This window comes from Oceanomicrobium pacificus, assembly GCF_009833495.1.
Classification (GTDB): Bacteria; Pseudomonadota; Alphaproteobacteria; order Rhodobacterales; family Rhodobacteraceae; genus Oceanomicrobium; species Oceanomicrobium pacificus.
This window is the reverse complement of the sequence record NZ_WUWG01000001.1, coordinates 379,760-397,855: the sequence shown is the minus strand read 5'-3', so window position 1 is coordinate 397,855 and position 18,096 is coordinate 379,760. Positions and strand designations below refer to the sequence as shown.

Annotated in this window: 18 protein-coding genes and 1 other RNA gene; 10 read left to right on the top strand and 9 right to left on the bottom strand. The window is 65.9% G+C overall.

Going from position 1 to position 18,096, the window contains the following annotated elements; translation table 11 throughout:
• Window positions 1-8 precede the first annotated feature (8 nt).
• From proC to GSH16_RS02035, 4 genes are all read left to right on the top strand, one after another.
• Window positions 9-833 carry a pyrroline-5-carboxylate reductase gene (gene proC / locus GSH16_RS02050; protein ID WP_160851371.1) on the top strand — a complete coding sequence of 275 codons (825 nt, stop codon included), beginning with the start codon at window positions 9-11 and terminating at the stop codon, window positions 831-833.
• Window positions 834-923: 90 nt separating this feature from the next.
• Entirely contained in the window at window positions 924-1,385 is a 462-nt protein-coding gene (gene phaP, locus GSH16_RS02045; RefSeq protein ID WP_160851369.1) for a TIGR01841 family phasin, read from the top strand.
• Window positions 1,386-1,509: 124 nt separating this feature from the next.
• Window positions 1,510-1,848 (top strand): tRNA-binding protein, encoded by a 339-nt coding sequence (locus GSH16_RS02040; RefSeq protein WP_160851367.1) that lies wholly within the window; start codon window positions 1,510-1,512, stop codon window positions 1,846-1,848.
• Between the two features lie 12 nt (window positions 1,849-1,860).
• The gene (locus GSH16_RS02035) at window positions 1,861-2,829 is read left to right on the top strand and encodes a 2-hydroxyacid dehydrogenase (RefSeq protein ID WP_160851365.1); all 969 of its coding nucleotides are present in this window, start codon (window positions 1,861-1,863) and stop codon (window positions 2,827-2,829) included.
• A 12-nt stretch (window positions 2,830-2,841) separates the two neighbouring features.
• Here the strand turns inward: GSH16_RS02035 and GSH16_RS02030 are convergent, their stop codons facing one another.
• Window positions 2,842-3,444 carry a thymidine kinase gene (locus tag GSH16_RS02030; protein WP_160851363.1) on the bottom strand — a complete coding sequence of 201 codons (603 nt, stop codon included), beginning with the start codon at window positions 3,442-3,444 and terminating at the stop codon, window positions 2,842-2,844.
• Between the two features lie 197 nt (window positions 3,445-3,641).
• On the opposite strand from GSH16_RS02030, the gene GSH16_RS02025 reads away from it, so the two are divergent.
• A complete protein-coding gene (locus tag GSH16_RS02025; RefSeq protein ID WP_160851361.1) occupies window positions 3,642-4,793 on the top strand; it encodes a Hint domain-containing protein in 1,152 nt (383 codons plus the stop codon).
• Between the two features lie 24 nt (window positions 4,794-4,817).
• Here GSH16_RS02025 and GSH16_RS02020 read toward each other — a convergent pair whose 3' ends face one another.
• Window positions 4,818-5,519: a hypothetical protein gene (locus GSH16_RS02020; protein ID WP_235912908.1), complete on the bottom strand. Its 702-nt coding sequence runs from the start codon at window positions 5,517-5,519 to the stop codon at window positions 4,818-4,820.
• A 146-nt stretch (window positions 5,520-5,665) separates the two neighbouring features.
• On the opposite strand from GSH16_RS02020, the gene GSH16_RS02015 reads away from it, so the two are divergent.
• Together GSH16_RS02015 and GSH16_RS02010 are read left to right on the top strand one after the other, a co-directional pair.
• Window positions 5,666-6,610 carry a DMT family transporter gene (locus GSH16_RS02015; protein ID WP_235912906.1) on the top strand — a complete coding sequence of 315 codons (945 nt, stop codon included), beginning with the start codon at window positions 5,666-5,668 and terminating at the stop codon, window positions 6,608-6,610.
• A gap of 80 nt (window positions 6,611-6,690) precedes the next feature.
• Window positions 6,691-7,074, top strand: coding sequence for a DUF4870 family protein (locus tag GSH16_RS02010; RefSeq protein ID WP_160851359.1), 384 nt, complete (start codon window positions 6,691-6,693; stop codon window positions 7,072-7,074).
• Between the two features lie 13 nt (window positions 7,075-7,087).
• Here GSH16_RS02010 and GSH16_RS02005 read toward each other — a convergent pair whose 3' ends face one another.
• The 5 genes from GSH16_RS02005 to GSH16_RS01985 all read right to left on the bottom strand — a co-directional run bounded on the left by GSH16_RS02005 (window position 7,088) and on the right by GSH16_RS01985 (window position 13,505).
• Window positions 7,088-8,671 (bottom strand): ABC transporter ATP-binding protein, encoded by a 1,584-nt coding sequence (locus GSH16_RS02005; RefSeq protein WP_160851357.1) that lies wholly within the window; start codon window positions 8,669-8,671, stop codon window positions 7,088-7,090.
• The gene (locus GSH16_RS02000) at window positions 8,668-9,780 is read right to left on the bottom strand and encodes an ABC transporter permease (protein ID WP_160852925.1); all 1,113 of its coding nucleotides are present in this window, start codon (window positions 9,778-9,780) and stop codon (window positions 8,668-8,670) included. The genes GSH16_RS02005 and GSH16_RS02000 overlap by 4 nt, the downstream gene beginning before the upstream one ends.
• Window positions 9,780-10,862 carry a microcin C ABC transporter permease YejB gene (locus GSH16_RS01995; RefSeq protein WP_160851356.1) on the bottom strand — a complete coding sequence of 361 codons (1,083 nt, stop codon included), beginning with the start codon at window positions 10,860-10,862 and terminating at the stop codon, window positions 9,780-9,782. The genes GSH16_RS02000 and GSH16_RS01995 overlap by 1 nt, the downstream gene beginning before the upstream one ends.
• A gap of 15 nt (window positions 10,863-10,877) precedes the next feature.
• Window positions 10,878-12,767, bottom strand: coding sequence for an extracellular solute-binding protein (locus tag GSH16_RS01990; protein ID WP_160851354.1), 1,890 nt, complete (start codon window positions 12,765-12,767; stop codon window positions 10,878-10,880).
• 222 nt (window positions 12,768-12,989) lie between these two features.
• The gene (locus GSH16_RS01985; protein WP_160851352.1) at window positions 12,990-13,505 is read right to left on the bottom strand and encodes a c-type cytochrome; all 516 of its coding nucleotides are present in this window, start codon (window positions 13,503-13,505) and stop codon (window positions 12,990-12,992) included.
• A gap of 182 nt (window positions 13,506-13,687) precedes the next feature.
• Here GSH16_RS01985 and GSH16_RS01980 point away from each other — a divergent pair, with 182 nt between their 5' ends.
• Window positions 13,688-14,563, top strand: coding sequence for a prephenate dehydratase (locus tag GSH16_RS01980; protein WP_160851350.1), 876 nt, complete (start codon window positions 13,688-13,690; stop codon window positions 14,561-14,563).
• Between the two features lie 25 nt (window positions 14,564-14,588).
• Here the strand turns inward: GSH16_RS01980 and nudC are convergent, their stop codons facing one another.
• Window positions 14,589-15,554 (bottom strand): NAD(+) diphosphatase, encoded by a 966-nt coding sequence (gene nudC, locus GSH16_RS01975; RefSeq protein WP_160851348.1) that lies wholly within the window; start codon window positions 15,552-15,554, stop codon window positions 14,589-14,591.
• Between the two features lie 128 nt (window positions 15,555-15,682).
• Here nudC and GSH16_RS01970 point away from each other — a divergent pair, with 128 nt between their 5' ends.
• Window positions 15,683-16,801 (top strand): NAD(P)/FAD-dependent oxidoreductase, encoded by a 1,119-nt coding sequence (locus GSH16_RS01970; RefSeq protein WP_160851346.1) that lies wholly within the window; start codon window positions 15,683-15,685, stop codon window positions 16,799-16,801.
• Window positions 16,802-16,810: 9 nt separating this feature from the next.
• An RNA gene (gene ffs, locus GSH16_RS01965) (signal recognition particle sRNA small type) lies at window positions 16,811-16,909 on the top strand.
• Between the two features lie 14 nt (window positions 16,910-16,923).
• Here the strand turns inward: ffs and GSH16_RS01960 are convergent.
• Window positions 16,924-17,994, bottom strand: coding sequence for a rhomboid family intramembrane serine protease (locus GSH16_RS01960; protein WP_160851345.1), 1,071 nt, complete (start codon window positions 17,992-17,994; stop codon window positions 16,924-16,926).
• Window positions 17,995-18,096 lie beyond the last annotated feature (102 nt).

Sequence of the window (18,096 nt, the reverse complement as noted above, 5' to 3'; positions counted from 1 at the left end):
GCGACCTGATGACCCTCGACCTGATTGCCGACAAAGGCATCGTTCTTCTGGGATGCGGAAAGATGGGATCGGCCATGCTGAAAGGCTGGCTCGATGCCGGTCTGTCGCATGATGCCGTCACCGCCATCGATCCCTATCCGTCAGACTGGCTGAAGGACATGGCCGCCAAGGGCCTGCATCTCAACTGGGACCTGCCGCGCGAACCGGCGGTCTGTCTGCTCGCGGTCAAGCCGCAGATGATGCGCGATGCGCTGCCGCGGCTCGCAGCACTTGGCAATGGTCCGACCCTCTTCATCTCGATCGCCGCAGGCACCACCATCCTGACGCTGGAGGACCTGCTCGGTCGCCGCACGCCGATCGTGCGCGCCATGCCCAACACGCCTGCCGCGATCGGGCGCGGGATCACGGCACTTGTCGGCAATGCCGGTGTGGACGAGGACCGGATGGCACTGGCCGAGGCGCTACTGTCGGGCATTGGTCGCACCGTCCGCCTCGACGGGGAGGCGCAGATGGATGCGGTCACCGCCCTGTCCGGCTCCGGTCCGGCCTATGTGTTCCACCTGATCGAGACGATGGAAGCCGCCGGGATCGCCGAGGGCCTGCCGCCCGCCATCGCCCGCGAACTGGCCGTCGCCACGGTGGAGGGAGCGGGTGCGCTTGCCGCCGCTGCCGACGAGCCGCCGGCAAAACTGCGGGAGAATGTGACCAGCCCCAACGGCACGACAGCCGCCGCGCTGGGCGTGCTGATGGACGAAGAACGCGGGTTCCCGCCGCTTCTGCGCGCTGCCATTGCCGCTGCGCGGAAACGGTCGGAGGAGCTCAGCCTCGAATGATTTTTTGTGCAGTGCAGCATAGGCCTTGAAATATATGTTGCGCTGCACCATATTGAGCCTATCAAAATGATTGGTTCAGGAGACCACCCGATGTTCGACAAAAACAGCTTTCCGTTCGATGCGGAGAAAATGACCGCGTTCTTCAAAGAGAACGATTTCACCAAACACTTCGCCGACGCCAAATTTCCCGGTGTCGATCCCGAAGCGCTGATGGCCGCCCAGAAGAAGAACATGGACGCGCTGGTGGAGGCCAACAAGGCCGCCGCAGCCGGCTATCAGGATCTCTTCGCCAAGCAGGTCGCGCTCTTCGACGAGACCATGGCCGAGGCCCGCAAGCAGATCGAATCCTTCGACGCCAAGGCGCTGAAGCCCGAAGCCGGCGCGGAACATGCCGAGGTCCTGAAGGCCGCCTTCGAAAAGGCGATCGCCAACATGACCGAACTGGCCGAAGCCGCCGCGAAAGCCAACAATGACGCCTATGCGGTCGTGTCGGCCCGTGTGAAGGATTCCGTGGCCGAACTTCAGGCCATGATGGAAAAGTCCGGCAAGTAACTCCCGGAACACACATTGCGCTTTTCGCGCATCAGCCGCTTGCCCTTTGCCGGGCAGGCGGCTTTTTTGTGCGCGTAGAACCGGGCCGCGTCGTCTTGCGTGGCCTGCCCCGGGGGAGCGCGTCATGTCAGAGATCAGCTACGACCAGTTCCAGGCCGTCGACATCCGCGTCGGCACCGTGATCCGCGCCGAACCCTTCCCAGAGGCCCGCAAGCCCGCGATCAAGCTCTGGGTCGATTTCGGCCCCGAGATCGGAGAGAAGAAATCCTCCGCCCAGATTACCGGACATTATGATCCCGACACGCTGCCCGGCCGCCAGGTGATGGCCGTGGTGAATTTTCCGCCGCGCCAGATCGGACCGATGCGCTCCGAAGTGCTGGTGCTCGGCCTGTTCGACGCGGACGGGGAGATCGTGCTGATCGGCCCCGACACGAAAGTGCCGAACGGGCAACGTATGTGCTGAGCCGCCCCTGACATGACCAAGCCCCGCCTGATCGTCACCCGCAAGCTGCCCGATGCTGTCGAAGACCGGCTGAAGGCGCATTTCGCCGTCGCGTTGAACCCGTCCGACCAGCCATTTTCGCAGGAACGGCTGGTGGCCGCGATGCAGCAGGGCGATGCGATCCTGCCGACCGTGTCGGACCGGATCGACGCGCAGGTGATCGAGGCCGCCGGGCGACGCCGTTGCAGGATCATCTCCAACTTCGGGGTCGGGGTCAGCAATATCGACCTGCGGGCCGCCGAATTTGCCGGCCTTCCTGTGACCAACACGCCCGGCGTGCTCACCGATGCGACGGCCGACATCGCCATTCTTCTGATGCTGAGCGTCACCCGCCGCGCCTGGGAGATGGAATCGATGCTGCGCGCCGGCAAGTGGACCGGCTTCGCGCCTGCCATGAACCTTGGCAGCGGGTTGCAGGGCAAGGTGCTCGGGATCATCGGCATGGGCCGGATCGGGCAGGCGGTGGCCGAGCGGGCCTATTTCGGTTTCGGAATGAAGATCGTCTATGTGAACCGCTCCGCCCGCGACCTGCCGCAACTGCCGACAGCGACCGCACTTGGCACGGTAGACGAACTGATGGAACTGTCGGATGTGGTGTCGCTCCATGCGCCGGGCGGGGGGGAGAACAGCCACCTGATCGGCGAGGCGCAGCTGAAACTGATGAAGCCCGGGGCCTTCCTCATCAACACCGCGCGCGGCGACCTGATCGATGAACGCGCGCTGACCAACGCGCTTGTGGAACGCCGGATTGCCGGTGCGGGCCTCGACGTGTTTGCCGAGGAGCCGCGCGTGCCTGCCGTTCTGCGGCGGCTCAACAATGTCGCGCTCCTGCCGCATCTGGGCAGCGCCACGCTCGAGACACGCACCGCGATGGGAATGAAGGCGGCGGACAATCTGATTGCCTTCTTCGACGGAAAGTCGCCGCCCGATTTGGTCGGCTGAAGGGCCGTCCCGTCAGCCCTTGCGCGCGGATTTCGGCAGGTCGCCCGTCGCTTCGCGCCAATGGCGGCGGCAGAGGCTGACATAGGTGTCGTTGCCACCCACGAGGATCTGCGCCCCTTCGGTCAGCGCATTGCCATCCTCATCCTGCCGGATGACCATGGTGGCCTTCTTGCCGCAATGGCAGATCGTGCGGACCTCGCGCATCTCGTCGGCGAGCGCCAGGAGCGTGGCCGACCCGGGAAACAGCTCGCCCCGGAAATCGACGCGCAGCCCGTAGCACATGACGGGCACCCGCAGATCGTCTGTGACGCGGGCCAGTTGCCAGACCTGTTCCTTGGTCATCCACTGCGCTTCGTCGACGAGCACGCAGGCGACGGGACCGTGTTCGAGCCGTCTCTCGATCATGGCGAAAAGGTCGTCGCGCTGGCTGAACGTGTCGGCCTTCTGGCTGATTCCGATCCGCGATCCGATCCGCCCCGGCCCCGACCGGTCGTCGAAATCGGCGGTCAGCAGGTAGGTCTGCATGCCGCGTTCATTGTAATTGTAGGACGCTTGCAGAAGGATCGTCGACTTGCCGGCGTTCATCGTCGAGTAGTTGAAGTAGAGCTTGGCCATGCCTGCGATTTGGCACAGGGCGCGCGACCATGGCAAGCGCTACGGGCGCCAGGCCAGAAATCACCCCGCGCGCGACAAATTTCTGTCCCATTTTCCGGCGATTGGGATACACAGTTCGGAAAGAACGACCGTGCAGAGTTGATGTGCGGCAGTGTGTGTAGAGCGGGTCCTGCGATGGCCTGCGAGTGGGGAAGAGCATGGCAGTCATCACCCTCAATGCCCTTGTGTGGGACATTGACGATTTCACCCTCGTCAGCAACGGCAACCCGGCATTCACGAACACCGGCACGACACCGGCCAACACGCTTGTGAACGGGACGAGCACCGGCGCGTTCCAGCTCGACGCAAGCGCAACGCCCGAAACCGCGAAATTTCGCGATCTCGACGATGATATCGTTGGCAATGCGGATGATAATTTCGGTGACGGCTATCTGGAACTGGCCGGCAGCGGAACGAACTCGAACCTCTATCACATCACGCTGGACGAGGCGCTGACCATCGGGGGGGAGACCTATCCGGCCGGCACCAAGGTGGAGGTGGAGACCCGCTATGTCATCCGCCCCGCAGGTGGCACCGCTGCGGATGACATCACCATCTACACGCTGCGGCTCGATACGAATTTCGATCCGAATTCGGGCACGGGCACGTCCAATTCCGGCACCAACGAGTTGATCGCATCGAGCGCGCCGCTCATCCCCGGCACGACCTACAACGTGCAGTCCGGCTCGGATGGGCCCTATATCGGCGGTGCGAATGATCCGGTCGTGCCCTGTTTCACGCCGGGCGCGCGGATCCTGACCGAGGCCGGTTGGCGCGCGGTGGAGGAGATCCGCGTCGGCGACCGGGTGCAGACCAAGGATAACGGCTTGCAGACGGTGCGCTGGATCGGGCGGCGCGATCTGGGCCGGGCAGAGCTGGCGCGCGACATGGCGCTGGCGCCGGTCTGCATTCCCGCAGGCGCGCTGGGAGCCGGTTTGCCGGAGCGGGACCTGATCGTCTCGCCCCAGCACCGGATGCTGATCGCGGGCCCGTCGAGTGATCTCTATTTCGGAACTCGCGAAGTGTTCGTGCCGGCCAAGGCGCTGCTGGCGACGGGCCGGGCGCGGATGGCGCTGCCGGCGGGCGGCGTCAGCTACCTGCATCTTCTCTTCGACCGGCACGAGGTGCTCTTTGCCGAGGGCAGCGAGACCGAGAGTTTCCACCCCGGCGAGTTCGGCCTGCAGGCGGTGGATGCGCCTGCGCGGGCCGAACTGTTCGCGCTCTTCCCCGAGCTTGATCCGGCGGGGCTTGCCGCTGTGGCCACGGCCCGCACCTGTCTGACCGTGCGCGAGGCGCTCGTCCTCGTCTGATCCGGTCGCGGTCGGCGCCTTGGCTCAGCCCGCGCTGGCAGCCTGCGCAGCCGTGGCGGCTTCGGGGCTGCGGCGCGTCTGCCCCGCTGCACCCGCCCGATGCGGATGTGCCCGCGCGGCGGGGGCGGGCGCCTCGACCAGCTTGCCGCCCTGCCAGCTCAGATCCCAGGATTTCGGCGGCGCCATCCGGGCGCGCAGCCGCGTGACCCGCAGCCGGGCCGGACCGTTCGCGGCCCAGCCGGGGATCGGGTCGGTCTGCCAGCGTGATTCCACCCCCTGCGCGCCCCCGTCACCGGGGGTGAGCAGCAGCCCGAGCGGGGGCAGGGGCGCCAGCGCTCCGCCGGCCTCGGCCGCCAGATGCAGGCGCCGCACCGGGGTCAGCGGCGGCGGTTCGGGCAGTTCGGCCACCACCAGCGGCACGCAACCGGCGCGCAGCGCCTCTTCCATCGACCAGAGCAGATCCTCGGGGCGGCGCGCATCGACGAAGAGCAGTCGCGCGGGGTCGAGATAGGCCCGCATCCCGTCCGCGTTGAGCTTCTCCGCGTGCCAGCCGAGCCGGATCCACAGGACCGGCCCCGTCATCCCGGCAGCGAGCGCCAGCGCCAGCACATGCCGCGCGCGGCCGCAAAATTCATGCGCCCGGCCCGGCGCCAGCGCGCAATCGCCAAAGAGCGGCACTCCGGCAGGCGTCCGGGACAGACGGCGCGACAGGGTCGGTGCGGGCATGGGCGACTCTCCTTCATGTTCGCTAAATGTTCTCATTTTTGACACCCGAAGGCAAGCCGCGCGGAAGCCGGGCAATGCGCAGGAAACGGGATGACAGCTCGCCCGCCTTGCGGCATCACCGGACGAGACCCGCGCAAGGACCGCCAATGACCGAGACCGCTCGCCGCCCCGCCGCACCACCGCCCGCCCGGATGAGCGGCAGCGACTGGGCAATCCTTGCGATCCTCTCGATCCTCTGGGGCGGCTCCTTCTTCTTCAACGGCGTCGCGGTCGCGGCCCTGCCGCCGCTCACCATCGTGATCTGCCGGACCGGATTGGCGGCGCTGATCCTGATGGCGGTTCTGCGGCTCCGCGGCCAGAGCCTGCCGCGCGACGCGATGGTCTGGCGGGCCTTCCTTGTCATGGGGCTTCTGAACAATGTCATCCCCTTCGGCCTGATCGTCTGGGGGCAGGGGCAGATCGCTTCGGGGCTCGCCGCCGTCCTGAACGCGACCACGCCGCTCTTCAGTCTGACCTTCGCGGCGCTCCTGGGCCGCGAGGCGCTGACACCGGGGCGGGTCTGCGGGCTTGCCTTCGGCATCCTCGGTGTTGCCGTGATGCTCGACATCCGCGTCTCCGGCCTTGGTGCGGACCATCCGCTTGCGCAGATGGCCATCCTCGGCGCGGCGATCAGCTACGCCTGCGCCGGGCTCTACGGGCGGCGGTTCGCGGCGCTGGGCGTCACGCCGATGGCGACGGCCACGGGGCAGGTGACGGCGGCGACCCTGCTGCTGGTGCCGCTCGTGCTCTGGGTCGACCGGCCCTGGACGCTCGACCTGCCGGGCACGGGCGTGATCCTGTCGCTTCTGGGGCTTGCCTCGCTCTGCACGGCGCTGGCCTATATCCTCTACTTCCGGCTTCTGGCCTCAGCCGGTCCGACGAACCTTCTGCTGGTCACACTCCTTGTGCCGGTGAGCGCGATCCTCCTCGGCATCGCCTTCCTCGGAGAGGCGCTGACACCGCGCCAACTGGCGGGCATGGCGCTGATCGGCTGCGGGCTTCTGGTCATCGACGGGCGGCTGCCTGCGCGGCTCTTGCAAGGCCTGCGCTGACAGGCGGTGCCGCCGCGTGCTTGCGTGACGGGGCGGCCTTGCTATGCTGCGCCGAAATTCCCGGACAGGAGAGACACGCCGTGACCGACCCCACACCGACGCCGCCCGCATCCGCACCGGACGGGGGCGACTGGTTCGACGCCACGCCCAATAATGCAAAGCTGAACTATATTCTCTATCTGGTGAGCTTCATCCTCGGCTTCACCGGGCTTGTCGCGCTGGTGTTCGCCTATCTGAACCGGAAGAAAGCGCCCGAATGGCTGCAGAGCCACTACACCTACCAGATCCGCACCTTCTGGATCATGCTCCTCTATACACTCATCAGCATCATTCTGGCGTTGGTCGTGATCGGGATGTTCCTGCTCGTCGGCGTGTCGATCTGGTTCATCGTGCGCTGTGTGAAGGGGCTGCAGGCCGTCGGCCGCGGCGAACCGCTGCCCAACGCCAAGACCTGGTGGATCTGAGCCTGACGGCCCCTCAGAGATAGGCGGCGTCGAGCAGGCGCCGCGTATAGTCCGACTGCGGCGCCTCGAAGAGCGTCGCGGCCGGGCCCATTTCCACCATATCGCCCGCGCGCATCACGATCACCTGATGGCTGAGCGCCCGCACAACCCGCAGGTCATGGCTGATGAACAGATAGGCCAGCCCGTATTTCTGCTGGAGGTCGCGCAGAAGGTCCACGATCTGCACCTGCACCGTCATGTCGAGCGCCGAGGTCGGCTCGTCGAGCACGACCAGTTTCGGCTTCAGGATCATCGCGCGGGCAATCGCGATCCGCTGCCGCTGGCCGCCGGAAAACTCGTGCGGGTAGCGGTCCATCATCGCGGGGTCGAGCCCGACCTCGGTCAGGCTGGCGGCGGCCATCTCGCGCGGGTCCTGCCCGGCATCCGTGCCATGCACGCTCAACCCCTCGGTCACGATTTGCTCCACGGTCATGCGCGGTGACAGCGAGCCGTACGGGTCCTGGAACACCATCTGCATGTCGCGCCGCAGCGGCCGCAACGCCTTGTTGCGCAGTCCCTGAATGTCGCGCCCGTCGAACCGTATTTGCCCTTGCGAGGAGATGAGCCGCATCAGCGCGAGTGCGACCGTCGTCTTGCCCGATCCGCTTTCGCCCACGATGCCGAGCGTCTCGCCCGCGCGGACCGACAGGTCGACCTTGTTGACCGCCTTGATATGGCCGGTCGTGCGGCGCATCAGCCCCGTGCGCACCGGAAACCAGACCCGCAGGTCGGGGGTGGAGATCACCTCCGCCGCATCGTCGGGCACCGGGTCGGGACGACCGGCCGCTTCGGCGGACAGGAGCTTCTGCGTGTAGGGATGCTCGGGCGCGTCGAAAATGGCGGCAGTCGGGCCTTCCTCCACGATCTGCCCGTCCTTCATCACATAGACCCGGTCCGCGATGCGGCGCACCACCGTCAGGTCATGGGTGATGAAGAGCATCCCCATCCCCTCTTCCTTCTGGATTTCCGCCAGAAGGTCGAGGATCTGCGCCTGAATGGTCACGTCGAGCGCGGTTGTCGGCTCGTCCGCAATCAGGATGTCGGGTCCGTTGGCAAGCGCCATGGCGATCATCACGCGCTGGCGTTGCCCGCCCGACAGCTGGTGCGGGAAGGCGCTCAGGCGGTCCTCGGCATCGCGGATGCCGACCCGGTTCAGCAGGTCGAGGATACGCGCCCGCGCCGCCTGTCCGGTCAGCCCCTGATGCAGCGCAAGGCTTTCGCCCAACTGCTTGCCGATCGTGTGCAGCGGATTGAGCGAGGTCATCGGCTCCTGAAAGATGAAGCTGATGTCATTCCCGCGCACGCGGCGCAGCGTGCGCTCGTTGGCGCCCAGCAGGTCCTCGCCGCGATAGCGCACCGCGCCAGAGACCTCGGCGCTGTCGGGCAGCAGCCCGACGGTGGACAGCGCCGTGACCGACTTGCCCGAGCCGCTCTCGCCCACGATGGCGACGGTTTCACCGGCATCGACATGGAAGGTGACACCGCGCACGGCCGCGCTGCGGTTGCCGCCCTGCACGAAGGCCACGTCGAGCCCCTCGATTTCCAGAACCGCGCTCACCGGAAGGTCTTCCTCGGGTCGAACGCGTCACGGACACCTTCAAAGATGAAGACGAGCAGCGACAGCATGATGGCGAAGGTGAAAAAGGCCGAGAAGCCGAGCCACGGCGCGTTCAGCCGGTTCTTGCCTTGCAGCGCCAGTTCGCCGAGCGACGGGTAGGAAGGCGGCAGGCCGAAGCCGAGGAAATCGAGGCTGGCCAGCGTCGAGATCGAGCCGGTGATGAGGAAGGGCAGTAGCGTGACCGTCGCCACGATCGCATTGGGCAGCACATGCCGCCAGATGATCGCCGCGTCGCGCACGCCGAGCGCGCGGGCCGCGCGGACATATTCGAAATTGCGGGCGCGCAAAAATTCCGCCCGCACCACGCCCACCAGCGCGGTCCAGCTGAAGGCCACGATCAGGAGAGTGAGCAGCGTGAAATTCATCGTGAAGATCGCGGCCAGAATGATAATGATGTAGAGGCTCGGCGTGCTTTGCCAGATTTCCACGACGCGCTGGAAGATCAGGTCGATCCAGCCGCCGAAATAGCCCTGCACCGCCCCGGCCACGATCCCGATGACCGACGCGCAGAAGGTCACGACCAGCGCGAAGAGAACCGAGATCCGGAACCCGTAGATCACGCGGGCGAGCACGTCGCGGGTCTGGTCGTCGGTCCCGAGCCAATGGTCCGCATCGGGCGCAGAGGGTGCGGTGCGCACCCCGTAATTGATCGTATTGAAACTGTAGGGCACCGGCGGCCAGAGGATCCATCCGGCCTCGGCCTCGGGCGCACCCTCGACCGCGCCGGTCTCGGCCATTTCCGCCATCACGCCTTCGGGATCGTCGAAACAGAGCTCCACCCCGCCGGTGCGGATCAGGCAGGCGACTTCCGGCGCGGGGTATTCGGCCTCTGTCTCGAACTCACCGCCGAAGGCCGTCTCGGGATAGAAGCGGAAGACCGGCATGTGCAACTCGCCGCGATAGGAGACGAGGATCGGCTTGTCGTTGGCGACGATCTCGGCGCAGAGCGAGATGCCGAACAGGATGCAGAAAACGACCAGCGACCAGAAGGCCCGCCGGTTGGCGCGGAAATTCTGCCAGCGGCGGCGCTGGAGCGGGCTCAACCGGATCATGTCTCGCGGCTCTCGAAATCGATGCGGGGATCGACCCAGACATAGGTCAGGTCGGAAATCAGCCCGATCAGCAGGCCGATGAGGGAAAAGAAATAGAGCGTGCCGAAGAGCACCGGATAGTCGCGGTTGACGGCTGCCTCGAACCCGAGCCGCCCGAGACCGTCGAGCGAGAAGACCGTCTCGATGATGAGCGAGCCGGAGAAGAAGACCGAGATGAAGAGCCCGGGGAAGCCCGCAATGATGATCAGCATCGCGTTGCGGAACACATGGCCGTAGAGCACGCGGCTCTCGCTCAGCCCCTTGGCCCGCGCGGTGACCACATATTGTTTCTTGATCTCGTCAAGAAAGCTGTTCTTGGTCAGGAGCGTCAGGGTCGCGAAGCTGGATATGGTCGCAGCCGCCACCGGCAGCGCGATATGCCACAGGTAATCCCCCACCTGCTGGAGGAAGCTCATCTCCGCGAAATTGTCCGATGTCAGGCCGCGCAGCGGGAAAATCTTCCAGTAGGACCCGCCCGCGAAGAGCACCAGAAGCATGATCGCGAAGAGAAAGCTCGGGATCGCATAGGCCACGATCACGACGCCGCTCGTCCATGTATCGAACCGCGATCCGTCGCGCATGGCCTTGCGGATGCCGAGCGGAATGGAAATCAGATAGGCGAGCAGCGTCGACCAGAGGCCCAGTGATATCGACACGGGCATCTTTTCAAGCACCAGATCGACAACCGATATAGACCGGAAGTAACTCTCCCCGAAATCGAAGCGCACATAGTTCCAGAGCATCAGGAAGAACCGTTCCGCGGGAGGCTTGTCGAACCCGAACTGGCGTTCCAGATCGGCGATGAAATCCTCCGGCAGGCCGCGCGCGCCCTGATACTCGCTTTCCCGCGCACCGCCACCGCCGCCGAAATCCCCTCCGCCGCTGATCCGGTCGGTCGCGCTCGATTCCTCGTCCAGCTGGGCGATGATCTGTTCGATCGGGCCGCCCGGCACGAACTGCACCAGAACGAAGTTGATCAGCATGATGCCGAACAAAGTCGGCACGATCAGCAACAGACGGCGGAGAATGTAGGCGGCCATTGGCGGGAACTACTCTTAGAAGGCGCCTTCGGCTTTCAGGGCGTCGAATTTCTCCGCATTGGCCCACCAGATGTCGAGGCTGCCGAGCGCATAGGGCGGAAGCGGGTCGGGATGCTCGTAGTAATCGTAATAGGCCACCGTGTGGACCGACTTGTACCATTGCGGCACCCAGATCCGTTCGGCGCGGAGCACACGGTCGAGCGCACGCACCGCGACCGTCATCTCGTCACGGCTTTCGGCATCGAGCACCTTTTCGATCAGCGCATCCACGGCCTCGGACCGGAGGCCTGCTTTGTTGAAGACACTCTCGTCCGACACTTCGCTGCCGAAATACTGTTTCAGCCCCGAGCCCGGCGTCAGGCTCATGCCGTAAATGTCGGTCAGCATGTCGAAATCGTAGGTGCGCTCGCGGTCGGTCATCTGCGCATTGTCGATCCGGTTGTGCACCGCGTCGATGCCGATGCGGCGCAGGTTCTCGACAAACGGGTTGATGATCCGGTCGAAGCTCGGGCTGTCATTGAGGATCTCGACCGACAGGAGGTCGCCATCCGCGTTGCGGCGCTGGCCGTCCACGACCGTCCAGCCGGCCGCGTCAAGCAACTGGCCTGCGGCGCGCACCAGCTTGCGGTCAAGCTGAGACGGCGCGGAGACGGGCGGCACCACGGCCTCTTCGGTGAAGACGCTGTCCGGCAGCATGTCGCGCAGCGGTTCCAGAAGCGCCAGTTCCGCGGCGTCGGGCAGGCCGGTCGCCTTCAAGTCGCTGTTCTCCCAGAACGAGGTCACGCGGTCGTAGAGCCCGTAGAAGAGCGTCTGGTTCGACCATTCGAAGTTGAACATCATCCCGATCGCCTGACGCACACGCGGGTCCTGGAACTTCTCCCGCCGCAGGTTGAAGAAGAACCCCTGTGCCAGCCCCAGCCCGCCATCATCCAGTTCCACCTTCACAACCTGACCGTTCTGCACGGCCGGGAAGTCGTACTCGGTGCCCCAGATGAGCGAGGAAGCTTCGGTGCGGAATGTGTAATCGCCGGCCTTGAACCCTTCGAAGGCGGCATTGTAGTCGGCATAATATTCGAGCCGGATCGTGTCGTAATTGTGCCGCCCGCGATTGATCGGCAGATCGGCCCCCCAATAGTCGGGATTGCGGCGGTAGACGATGGTCTGGCCCACGTCGATCCGGTCGAACATGTAGGGGCCAGAGCCGATGCCGGGCTCCAGCGTGCTTTCGGAGAAATCCTTCCCCTCCCAGTCGGCGCGGGAGAAGACCGGCAGCGTGGCAGCCGTTGTCGACAGGTCCTTGGTGGCCGATCCCTCACGGAACGTGTAGCGCACCGTGTCGCCGTCGAGCGCCTCGACAGTCTCGAAATCCTCGAACACGACCTTGAGCGAAGGCAGGCCCTTGTCGCGCAGGATCTCGTAGGAAAAGACCACGTCATCGGCCGTGACCGGGCTGCCGTCGGAGAAGCGGGCCTCGGGGCGGAGGTCAAACTCGATCCACTGCCGGTCTTCGGGATAGCGCACCGTTTCGGCCAGAAGCCCGTAGAGCGCGTCCACCTCGTCGGCCGAGGCTTCCATCAGCGTTTCGAACATGATCGAGGAGAGCCGCCCGGCCCGGCCCTTGATCGTATAGGGATGCATGCTGTCGAACGAGCCGAAGGCCCAGCTCGAATATTCGCCGCCCCTGGGTGCGTCGGGGTTCACATAGTCGAAATGTTCGAAATCGGCGGCATATTTCAACTCGCCATAGGTCGAGATGCCGTGGCTTTCCGTGACGTGGCCATCGGCGCGGGCGTCTGTGGCCAGAACGAGCGCAGCGAGAGCCGAAACACCGAAGAGGAACAGGCCCGGCAAGGCCCTGTCGTGGGCGGGGTCCGGGCGGGTGCGGGCTTGGGTCTGCGCGATCATCTGAAACGCCTCCTGCTGGGCTTTCTTTTGCGGATGATCGTAGGGCGCTGCGGGAAGCGGGGCAAGGCGCGAAAATGTCAGCTGCGCGTGAAAAGCGGCAGGGCGGGGCAGGGTGGCGAGCTGCTGCCGGTGGCGGCCTGGTCCGGCAGGTGCAGGGGCTTCAAATGAAAACGCCGCGCCCCCTGTCGGGACGCGGCGTCAAATTCCAGTCTGTCGCGCGGTTTACTGGACGGTTTCCAGATAGGCGATCAGGTTGGCGCGGTCTTCCGGCTTCTTCAGGCCGGCGAAGCTCATCTTGGTGCCCGGAACCTCGTCCTTCGGGTTTTCCAGGAAGCTGTTGAGCGTTTCCACGTCCCATGCGCCGCCATGGCCGGCCATGCCGTCGGAATAATCATACCCCGATACAGCCGCCACCTGACGGTTCACCACCGCAAAGAGGTGCGGGCCGGTGGCGTTCGCGCCATCCTCGAGCTTGTGGCAGGCCTTGCACTTGCCGAACACGCGCTCGCCCTTGCCCACGTCGGCAGAGGCGAGAAGTTCCTCGATGCTGACTTCGGGCGCATCGGTCGCAGCCGCGTCGCCGTCGCTCTCGACCTCGATCACATAGGCGGAATGCGCCTCGTCCCCATGGCCGTCGCCGGTGTGATAGAGCGTCTCCGCGCCCCACTTGGCGAGCAGGAAGATCAGGAATGTGCCACACAGGCCACCGACGACCTTGGTGATTTCCATCGTGTTCATGCGTGTATCCACCTTGTTTCCGTGCCGGCCACCCACAGGTGCGCCGTGTTGGAGACGGTTCTATCCGCTTCCCCTGCACTAGCGCAAGGTGTAGAAAGCGCGACGAAACGCCCGAATGCGGAGGAAAATGCCGCCCGGTCGGACACGGCAAGACACACGGTTAGAGACGGGGCCATAGCGGCATGCACGACGCCATCAAGACGATCTCCTTTCAGGGCGAACCCGGCGCCTATTCGCATCAGGCCTGCACGGAAGTGTTTCCCGGCGCCGAAGCGCTGCCCTGCCACAGTTTCGAAGGGGCGATCGCGGCGGTGACCGAGGGCCGGGCCGATCTGGCGATGCTGCCGGTGGAAAACTCGACCTATGGCCGCGTCGCGGACATCCACCAGCTTCTGCCCCAGTCACGGCTGCGGATCATCTCGGAACATTTCCTGCGGGTGCATATCAACCTGCTGGCGCTGCCCGGCGCGACGCTCGACAGCATCACGGATGCGACCAGCCACACAGTGCTGCTTGGCCAGTGCCGCGACTTCCTGCGCGCCCACGGCATCCGGCCCCATGCGGGCGCGGACACGGCAGGCTCGGCAAAAGCGGTGGCCGAGGCCGGCGATCCGAAGATGGCGGCGCTCGCCTCCGAACTGGCGGGCGACATTTACGGGCTCGATGTGCTGGCCCGCCATATCGAGGATCAGGGCAACAATACGACCCGCTTCCTTGTGATGGCGCCGGAAGAGGCCGAGGCGCCCGTGCCCGAAAGCGGCGAGGTGATGACCTCTTTCGTCTTCCGGGTGCGCAACATTCCCGCCGCGCTCTACAAGGCGATGGGCGGGTTCGCGACCAACGGTGTCAACATGGTGAAGCTGGAAAGCTACATGCTGAACGGCTCCTTCACCGCGACCCAGTTCTATGCCGATATCGAGGGGCATCCGGACGATCCGGCCGTGCGCCGCGCGATGGCGGAGCTCGACTATTTCACGTCCTACAAGAAGATCCTCGGCGTCTATCCGGCCCATCCGCTGCGCAAGACGCTGGTCGGCGCGGTCGAGGGTGAGGGCTAAGCGCCACGTCTGACCGTGCGTTCGGTCAGTCGTCCAGCCGGTCGCCGAGCCAGGCTTCGATCAGGAACCGTGCGATGGCCCCCTTGCGAGCCGGCAACAGGTCGGGGTGGCGGCCGTCGAGCGCGCGCAACACCTCGTCCTTGTCGACCCATCGGGCATCTTCCAGTTCCTTCGGGTCGAGCGTGATGGCCTCCGTCTCGGCCAGCCCGTGGCAGCCGATCATCAGCGATGCCGGGAAGGGCCAGGGCTGCGAGGCGAGATAACGCACCGGGCCCACGGTGATGCCCGCTTCCTCCCAGACCTCGCGGCGCACGGCAGCCTCGATCGTCTCGCCCGGTTCCATGAAGCCTGCGAGCAGCGAATACATGCCGTCGGGCCAAGCGGGCGACCGGCCGAGCAACAGGCGGTCGCCGCGCGTGACCAGCATGATGACCACGGGGTCGGTGCGAGGGAAATGGAAGCTGCCGCAATCGGTGCAGGTGCGCCGCCAACCGCCGAGCGACGGGACCGAGGGCTGGCCGCAACGGGCGCAGAATCTGTGCGTGTCGTGCCAGCCGAATATGCCGCGCGCCGCCGCTGCATTGCCGGCATCCTGCGGCGTCAGTTCGCCCATGATCGCGCGCAGGTCCACGAAGCGCCAGTCTTCTGGCAGGCTCGGATGCCAGTGCCGCGACCCGTCGATGAACCCCTGGCCGGGATCCTCGTCCGCGACCCATGGCGACACATCGACCGCGAAGCGCGGCGCCCCGTCGATGCAGCCAAGGAAAATGGGCGCGGTCTCCGATTCGGCCAGAACCGGCGCGGACATCTCCATCCAGCCGAGCCGCGGCGCGGGACTGTCGAGGTCGAAAAGCGGCTTCAGCCGCCAGACCGGCAGCGCGCGGGCGGCCGGATCGCGGGCGAGGTTTGCCAGCGTGGCCTCGTCCTCGCGCAATTCCGCGCACCGGTCGAGGTCCGATCCTCCGAAAGTTACCAGTTCCGCATCGCGCATCGCTTGCTCCTGCCCCTGCGCCCCGCCCCAGATGGCGCCCGTCTGACGCCGCGACCTTGCAACAGGACGGGCGGCTCTGCAATCTCGGCGCGAAACGGGACGCGCCGTCGGGCGCAGGAGGATCACCCATGCCGAAGGCCGTCATTGCAGGTGCTGGAATCAACGGGCTGTCGACGGCCTGGGCGCTCGTTCAGACCGGCTGGACGGTCGAGATCTGCGAGAGCGGCCCCCTGCCGAACCCGCGCGCCGCAAGCTGGGACCGGCACCGGCTGATCCGCCCGCATTATGCCGAATCGCCCGGCTATGCCGCGCGGATGCCCGATGCGTTCGCCGCGTGGGACAAGCTCTGGTCCGATCTCGGCACCAGCCACTATGTCGAGCGCGGCATCCTTGCCCTGAGCCGCGTGCCGGGCGACTGGACCGAGACCTCCCGCGCGGCATTCGATGCCAGCGGCCAGACTTATGATCTTCTGTCGGCCAGCGAGGTCGCCGAGCGCTACCCGATGCTCGACCCGGACGGTGTGCGGTTCGGGCTGATGACAGACCGGGGCGGCGTGCTTCTGTCCGACAGGATTATCGCGGATCTGATTGCATGGCTGCGCGTGCGGGGCGTCACGTTTCACGACAAGCGGCCCGCCACAGGCGTCGATCCGGCATCGGGCCGGCTCGATACGGTCGCGGGGCCGCTTCAGGGCGATCTTGCGATTGTCGCGACCGGTGTCGGCCTGCCGGCGCTCTTGCCGCCGGACCTGGACCTGCCGCTGGAGCCGCGCCGGACAGTGGTGGTCTATCTCGACCCGTCGGACGATCTGGCGGCGCTTTGGGCGGATGCGCCCTGCTGGGTCGATCTGGGCGGAACGGATGACCTCTGGGGCATGGCGCCGGTCGGCGATATCCCGATGAAGATCGGCTACGGGCTGCATACCGGTCCGGGCGATCCGGTAAAGGGGCGCACCGTCACGCCGGCGGACACGGAAGCGATTCTCGCCGCCTATCGCGGCCGGTTCCGCGGCATCGATCGCTTCACGGTGCGCGAGACGATCGCCAATTTCTACCTGATGGCGCCCGACGCCCGGTTCCTGTTGCACCATGACCGCCGCGCGGTATGGCTGAGCGCCGATTCAGGCCACGGGTTCAAATTCGGCCCGCTGACGGGTCTCGATGTGGCACGCGCGGCCGAAAGCGGCACATGGGACGCGACCGCCCGGCGCATGGCCGGTCTTGAATTGCCGGGCGCAAGCGTCTAAATGCCGGGGCGAGAGGTTGGCGCGGGCGAGCGCCTCGCCAACCCGGTCAGGTCCGGAAGGAAGCAGCCGTAACGAGCCCCGCTTGGGTCGTTGTCCAACCTCTCACTTCCCGCACATTCCGCCTATGCCTGGCGCTGCCAGCCTTCCGCCCGCCGTTCTGCGGTGCGCAGCGGCGGCAAGGGCAGGCTCCCGGCAAAGCCGCGCGGCCAGAGTTTCGGCTGCCGGAGCCAGGTGATGTCCCGCATCCTGTGCGACCGCGCGGCGAGCGACGCGCCTGTGGTGAAGAAGAGCGGCCCGAAAAGAAACCCGAACAGGGCCCCGCCGATATGCGCCTCGCCCGAGATGAAGCTCTGGAAGAGGATGAAGACCAGATTGATGACGGCCAGATTGATGAAGACGCGGCCCAGATAGCGGGCCGGCGTGATCGCCCGCTCCGCCACAGGCTGGCGGCGGATCCGGTCGAACTGGATGCGCAGGCATACGGCCCAAAGTGCGAAGACGACACCGGACATGCCGACAAGGGCGGTCCGCGCGATGCCCGTGTCGGGAGCGGCCCGCACGCCGAGGCCGACGAGCACGCCGTCGATCCCGTAGCGCAGCCCGATATGTGCCAGACCGCCCGCCGCCGCGGCGCCGGCAAAAAAGAAGAGGAACCGCGCCGAGCCCATCCGCCGCAGCACCATCGGCACGAACAGGATGAAGGCGAAACTGTTCATCAGCAGGTGGAACCAGCCCGCATGCAGAAGGGCATGGGTCACAAGCCGCCACGGCTCGGCCGGGATGTCTATTTCGGCAAGGGCTGCGCGCAATTCGTAGCAGGCGTCGCGCAGGTCGCCCTCGAAGATGCGCGGCCCGTCCCGCAGGCAGTCCTGCGCCCAGACATGGTCGCCCAGGTCCGGCACCGGCACGAAGCCGAAGGCCTGATAGGGCGTCAGGCCGAACTCGAACACCATCCAGTTGTGCAGCACATTGACCTCGGCCGAGGCCCATTCGGGCGGGAAAAGGCCGAGCCCCTGACCGATCGGCCAGCCGAGCGAGGTGAAGGTCTGGATAAGGACCATGACGAGCACCAGAAGCACCGCCGCATTCCGCCAGACCGGCGGCGCATAGGCCCGCAGCGCCCGCGATTCGCCGTGCCGCCCGCTGCCAAGGATCTGCGCCGCGCCGGGGCGCATCTGCTGTGCGTCATTCATGCCCTGTCCTGCTTCTTCCGCCTGCCTGCTGATGCCTTGCCGCTCGGGGTCCCGGGGGCTAGGGTGACCCCCTGTATCTCATTTTGCCGGAAAAAAGCGAAT

Bases quoted from the DNA above. Each gene is read 5' to 3' on its own strand.
- nudC (WP_160851348.1), bottom strand. From the start codon at position 15,554: ATGCGCGATGCGGAACTGGTAACTTTCGGAGGATCGGACCTCGACCGG.
- GSH16_RS01985 (WP_160851352.1), bottom strand. From the start codon at position 13,505: ATGAACACGATGGAAATCACCAAGGTCGTCGGTGGCCTGTGTGGCACA.
- GSH16_RS01980 (WP_160851350.1), top strand. From the start codon at position 13,688: ATGCACGACGCCATCAAGACGATCTCCTTTCAGGGCGAACCCGGCGCC.
- GSH16_RS01990 (WP_160851354.1), bottom strand. From the start codon at position 12,767: ATGATCGCGCAGACCCAAGCCCGCACCCGCCCGGACCCCGCCCACGAC.
- GSH16_RS01970 (WP_160851346.1), top strand. From the start codon at position 15,683: ATGCCGAAGGCCGTCATTGCAGGTGCTGGAATCAACGGGCTGTCGACG.
- GSH16_RS02035 (WP_160851365.1), top strand. From the start codon at position 1,861: ATGACCAAGCCCCGCCTGATCGTCACCCGCAAGCTGCCCGATGCTGTC.
- GSH16_RS02030 (WP_160851363.1), bottom strand. From the start codon at position 3,444: ATGGCCAAGCTCTACTTCAACTACTCGACGATGAACGCCGGCAAGTCG.
- proC (WP_160851371.1), top strand. From the start codon at position 9: ATGACCCTCGACCTGATTGCCGACAAAGGCATCGTTCTTCTGGGATGC.
- phaP (WP_160851369.1), top strand. From the start codon at position 924: ATGTTCGACAAAAACAGCTTTCCGTTCGATGCGGAGAAAATGACCGCG.
- GSH16_RS01960 (WP_160851345.1), bottom strand. From the start codon at position 17,994: ATGAATGACGCACAGCAGATGCGCCCCGGCGCGGCGCAGATCCTTGGC.
- GSH16_RS02025 (WP_160851361.1), top strand. From the start codon at position 3,642: ATGGCAGTCATCACCCTCAATGCCCTTGTGTGGGACATTGACGATTTC.
- GSH16_RS02040 (WP_160851367.1), top strand. From the start codon at position 1,510: ATGTCAGAGATCAGCTACGACCAGTTCCAGGCCGTCGACATCCGCGTC.
- GSH16_RS01995 (WP_160851356.1), bottom strand. From the start codon at position 10,862: ATGGCCGCCTACATTCTCCGCCGTCTGTTGCTGATCGTGCCGACTTTG.
- GSH16_RS02020 (WP_235912908.1), bottom strand. From the start codon at position 5,519: ATGCCCGCACCGACCCTGTCGCGCCGTCTGTCCCGGACGCCTGCCGGA.
- GSH16_RS02015 (WP_235912906.1), top strand. From the start codon at position 5,666: ATGACCGAGACCGCTCGCCGCCCCGCCGCACCACCGCCCGCCCGGATG.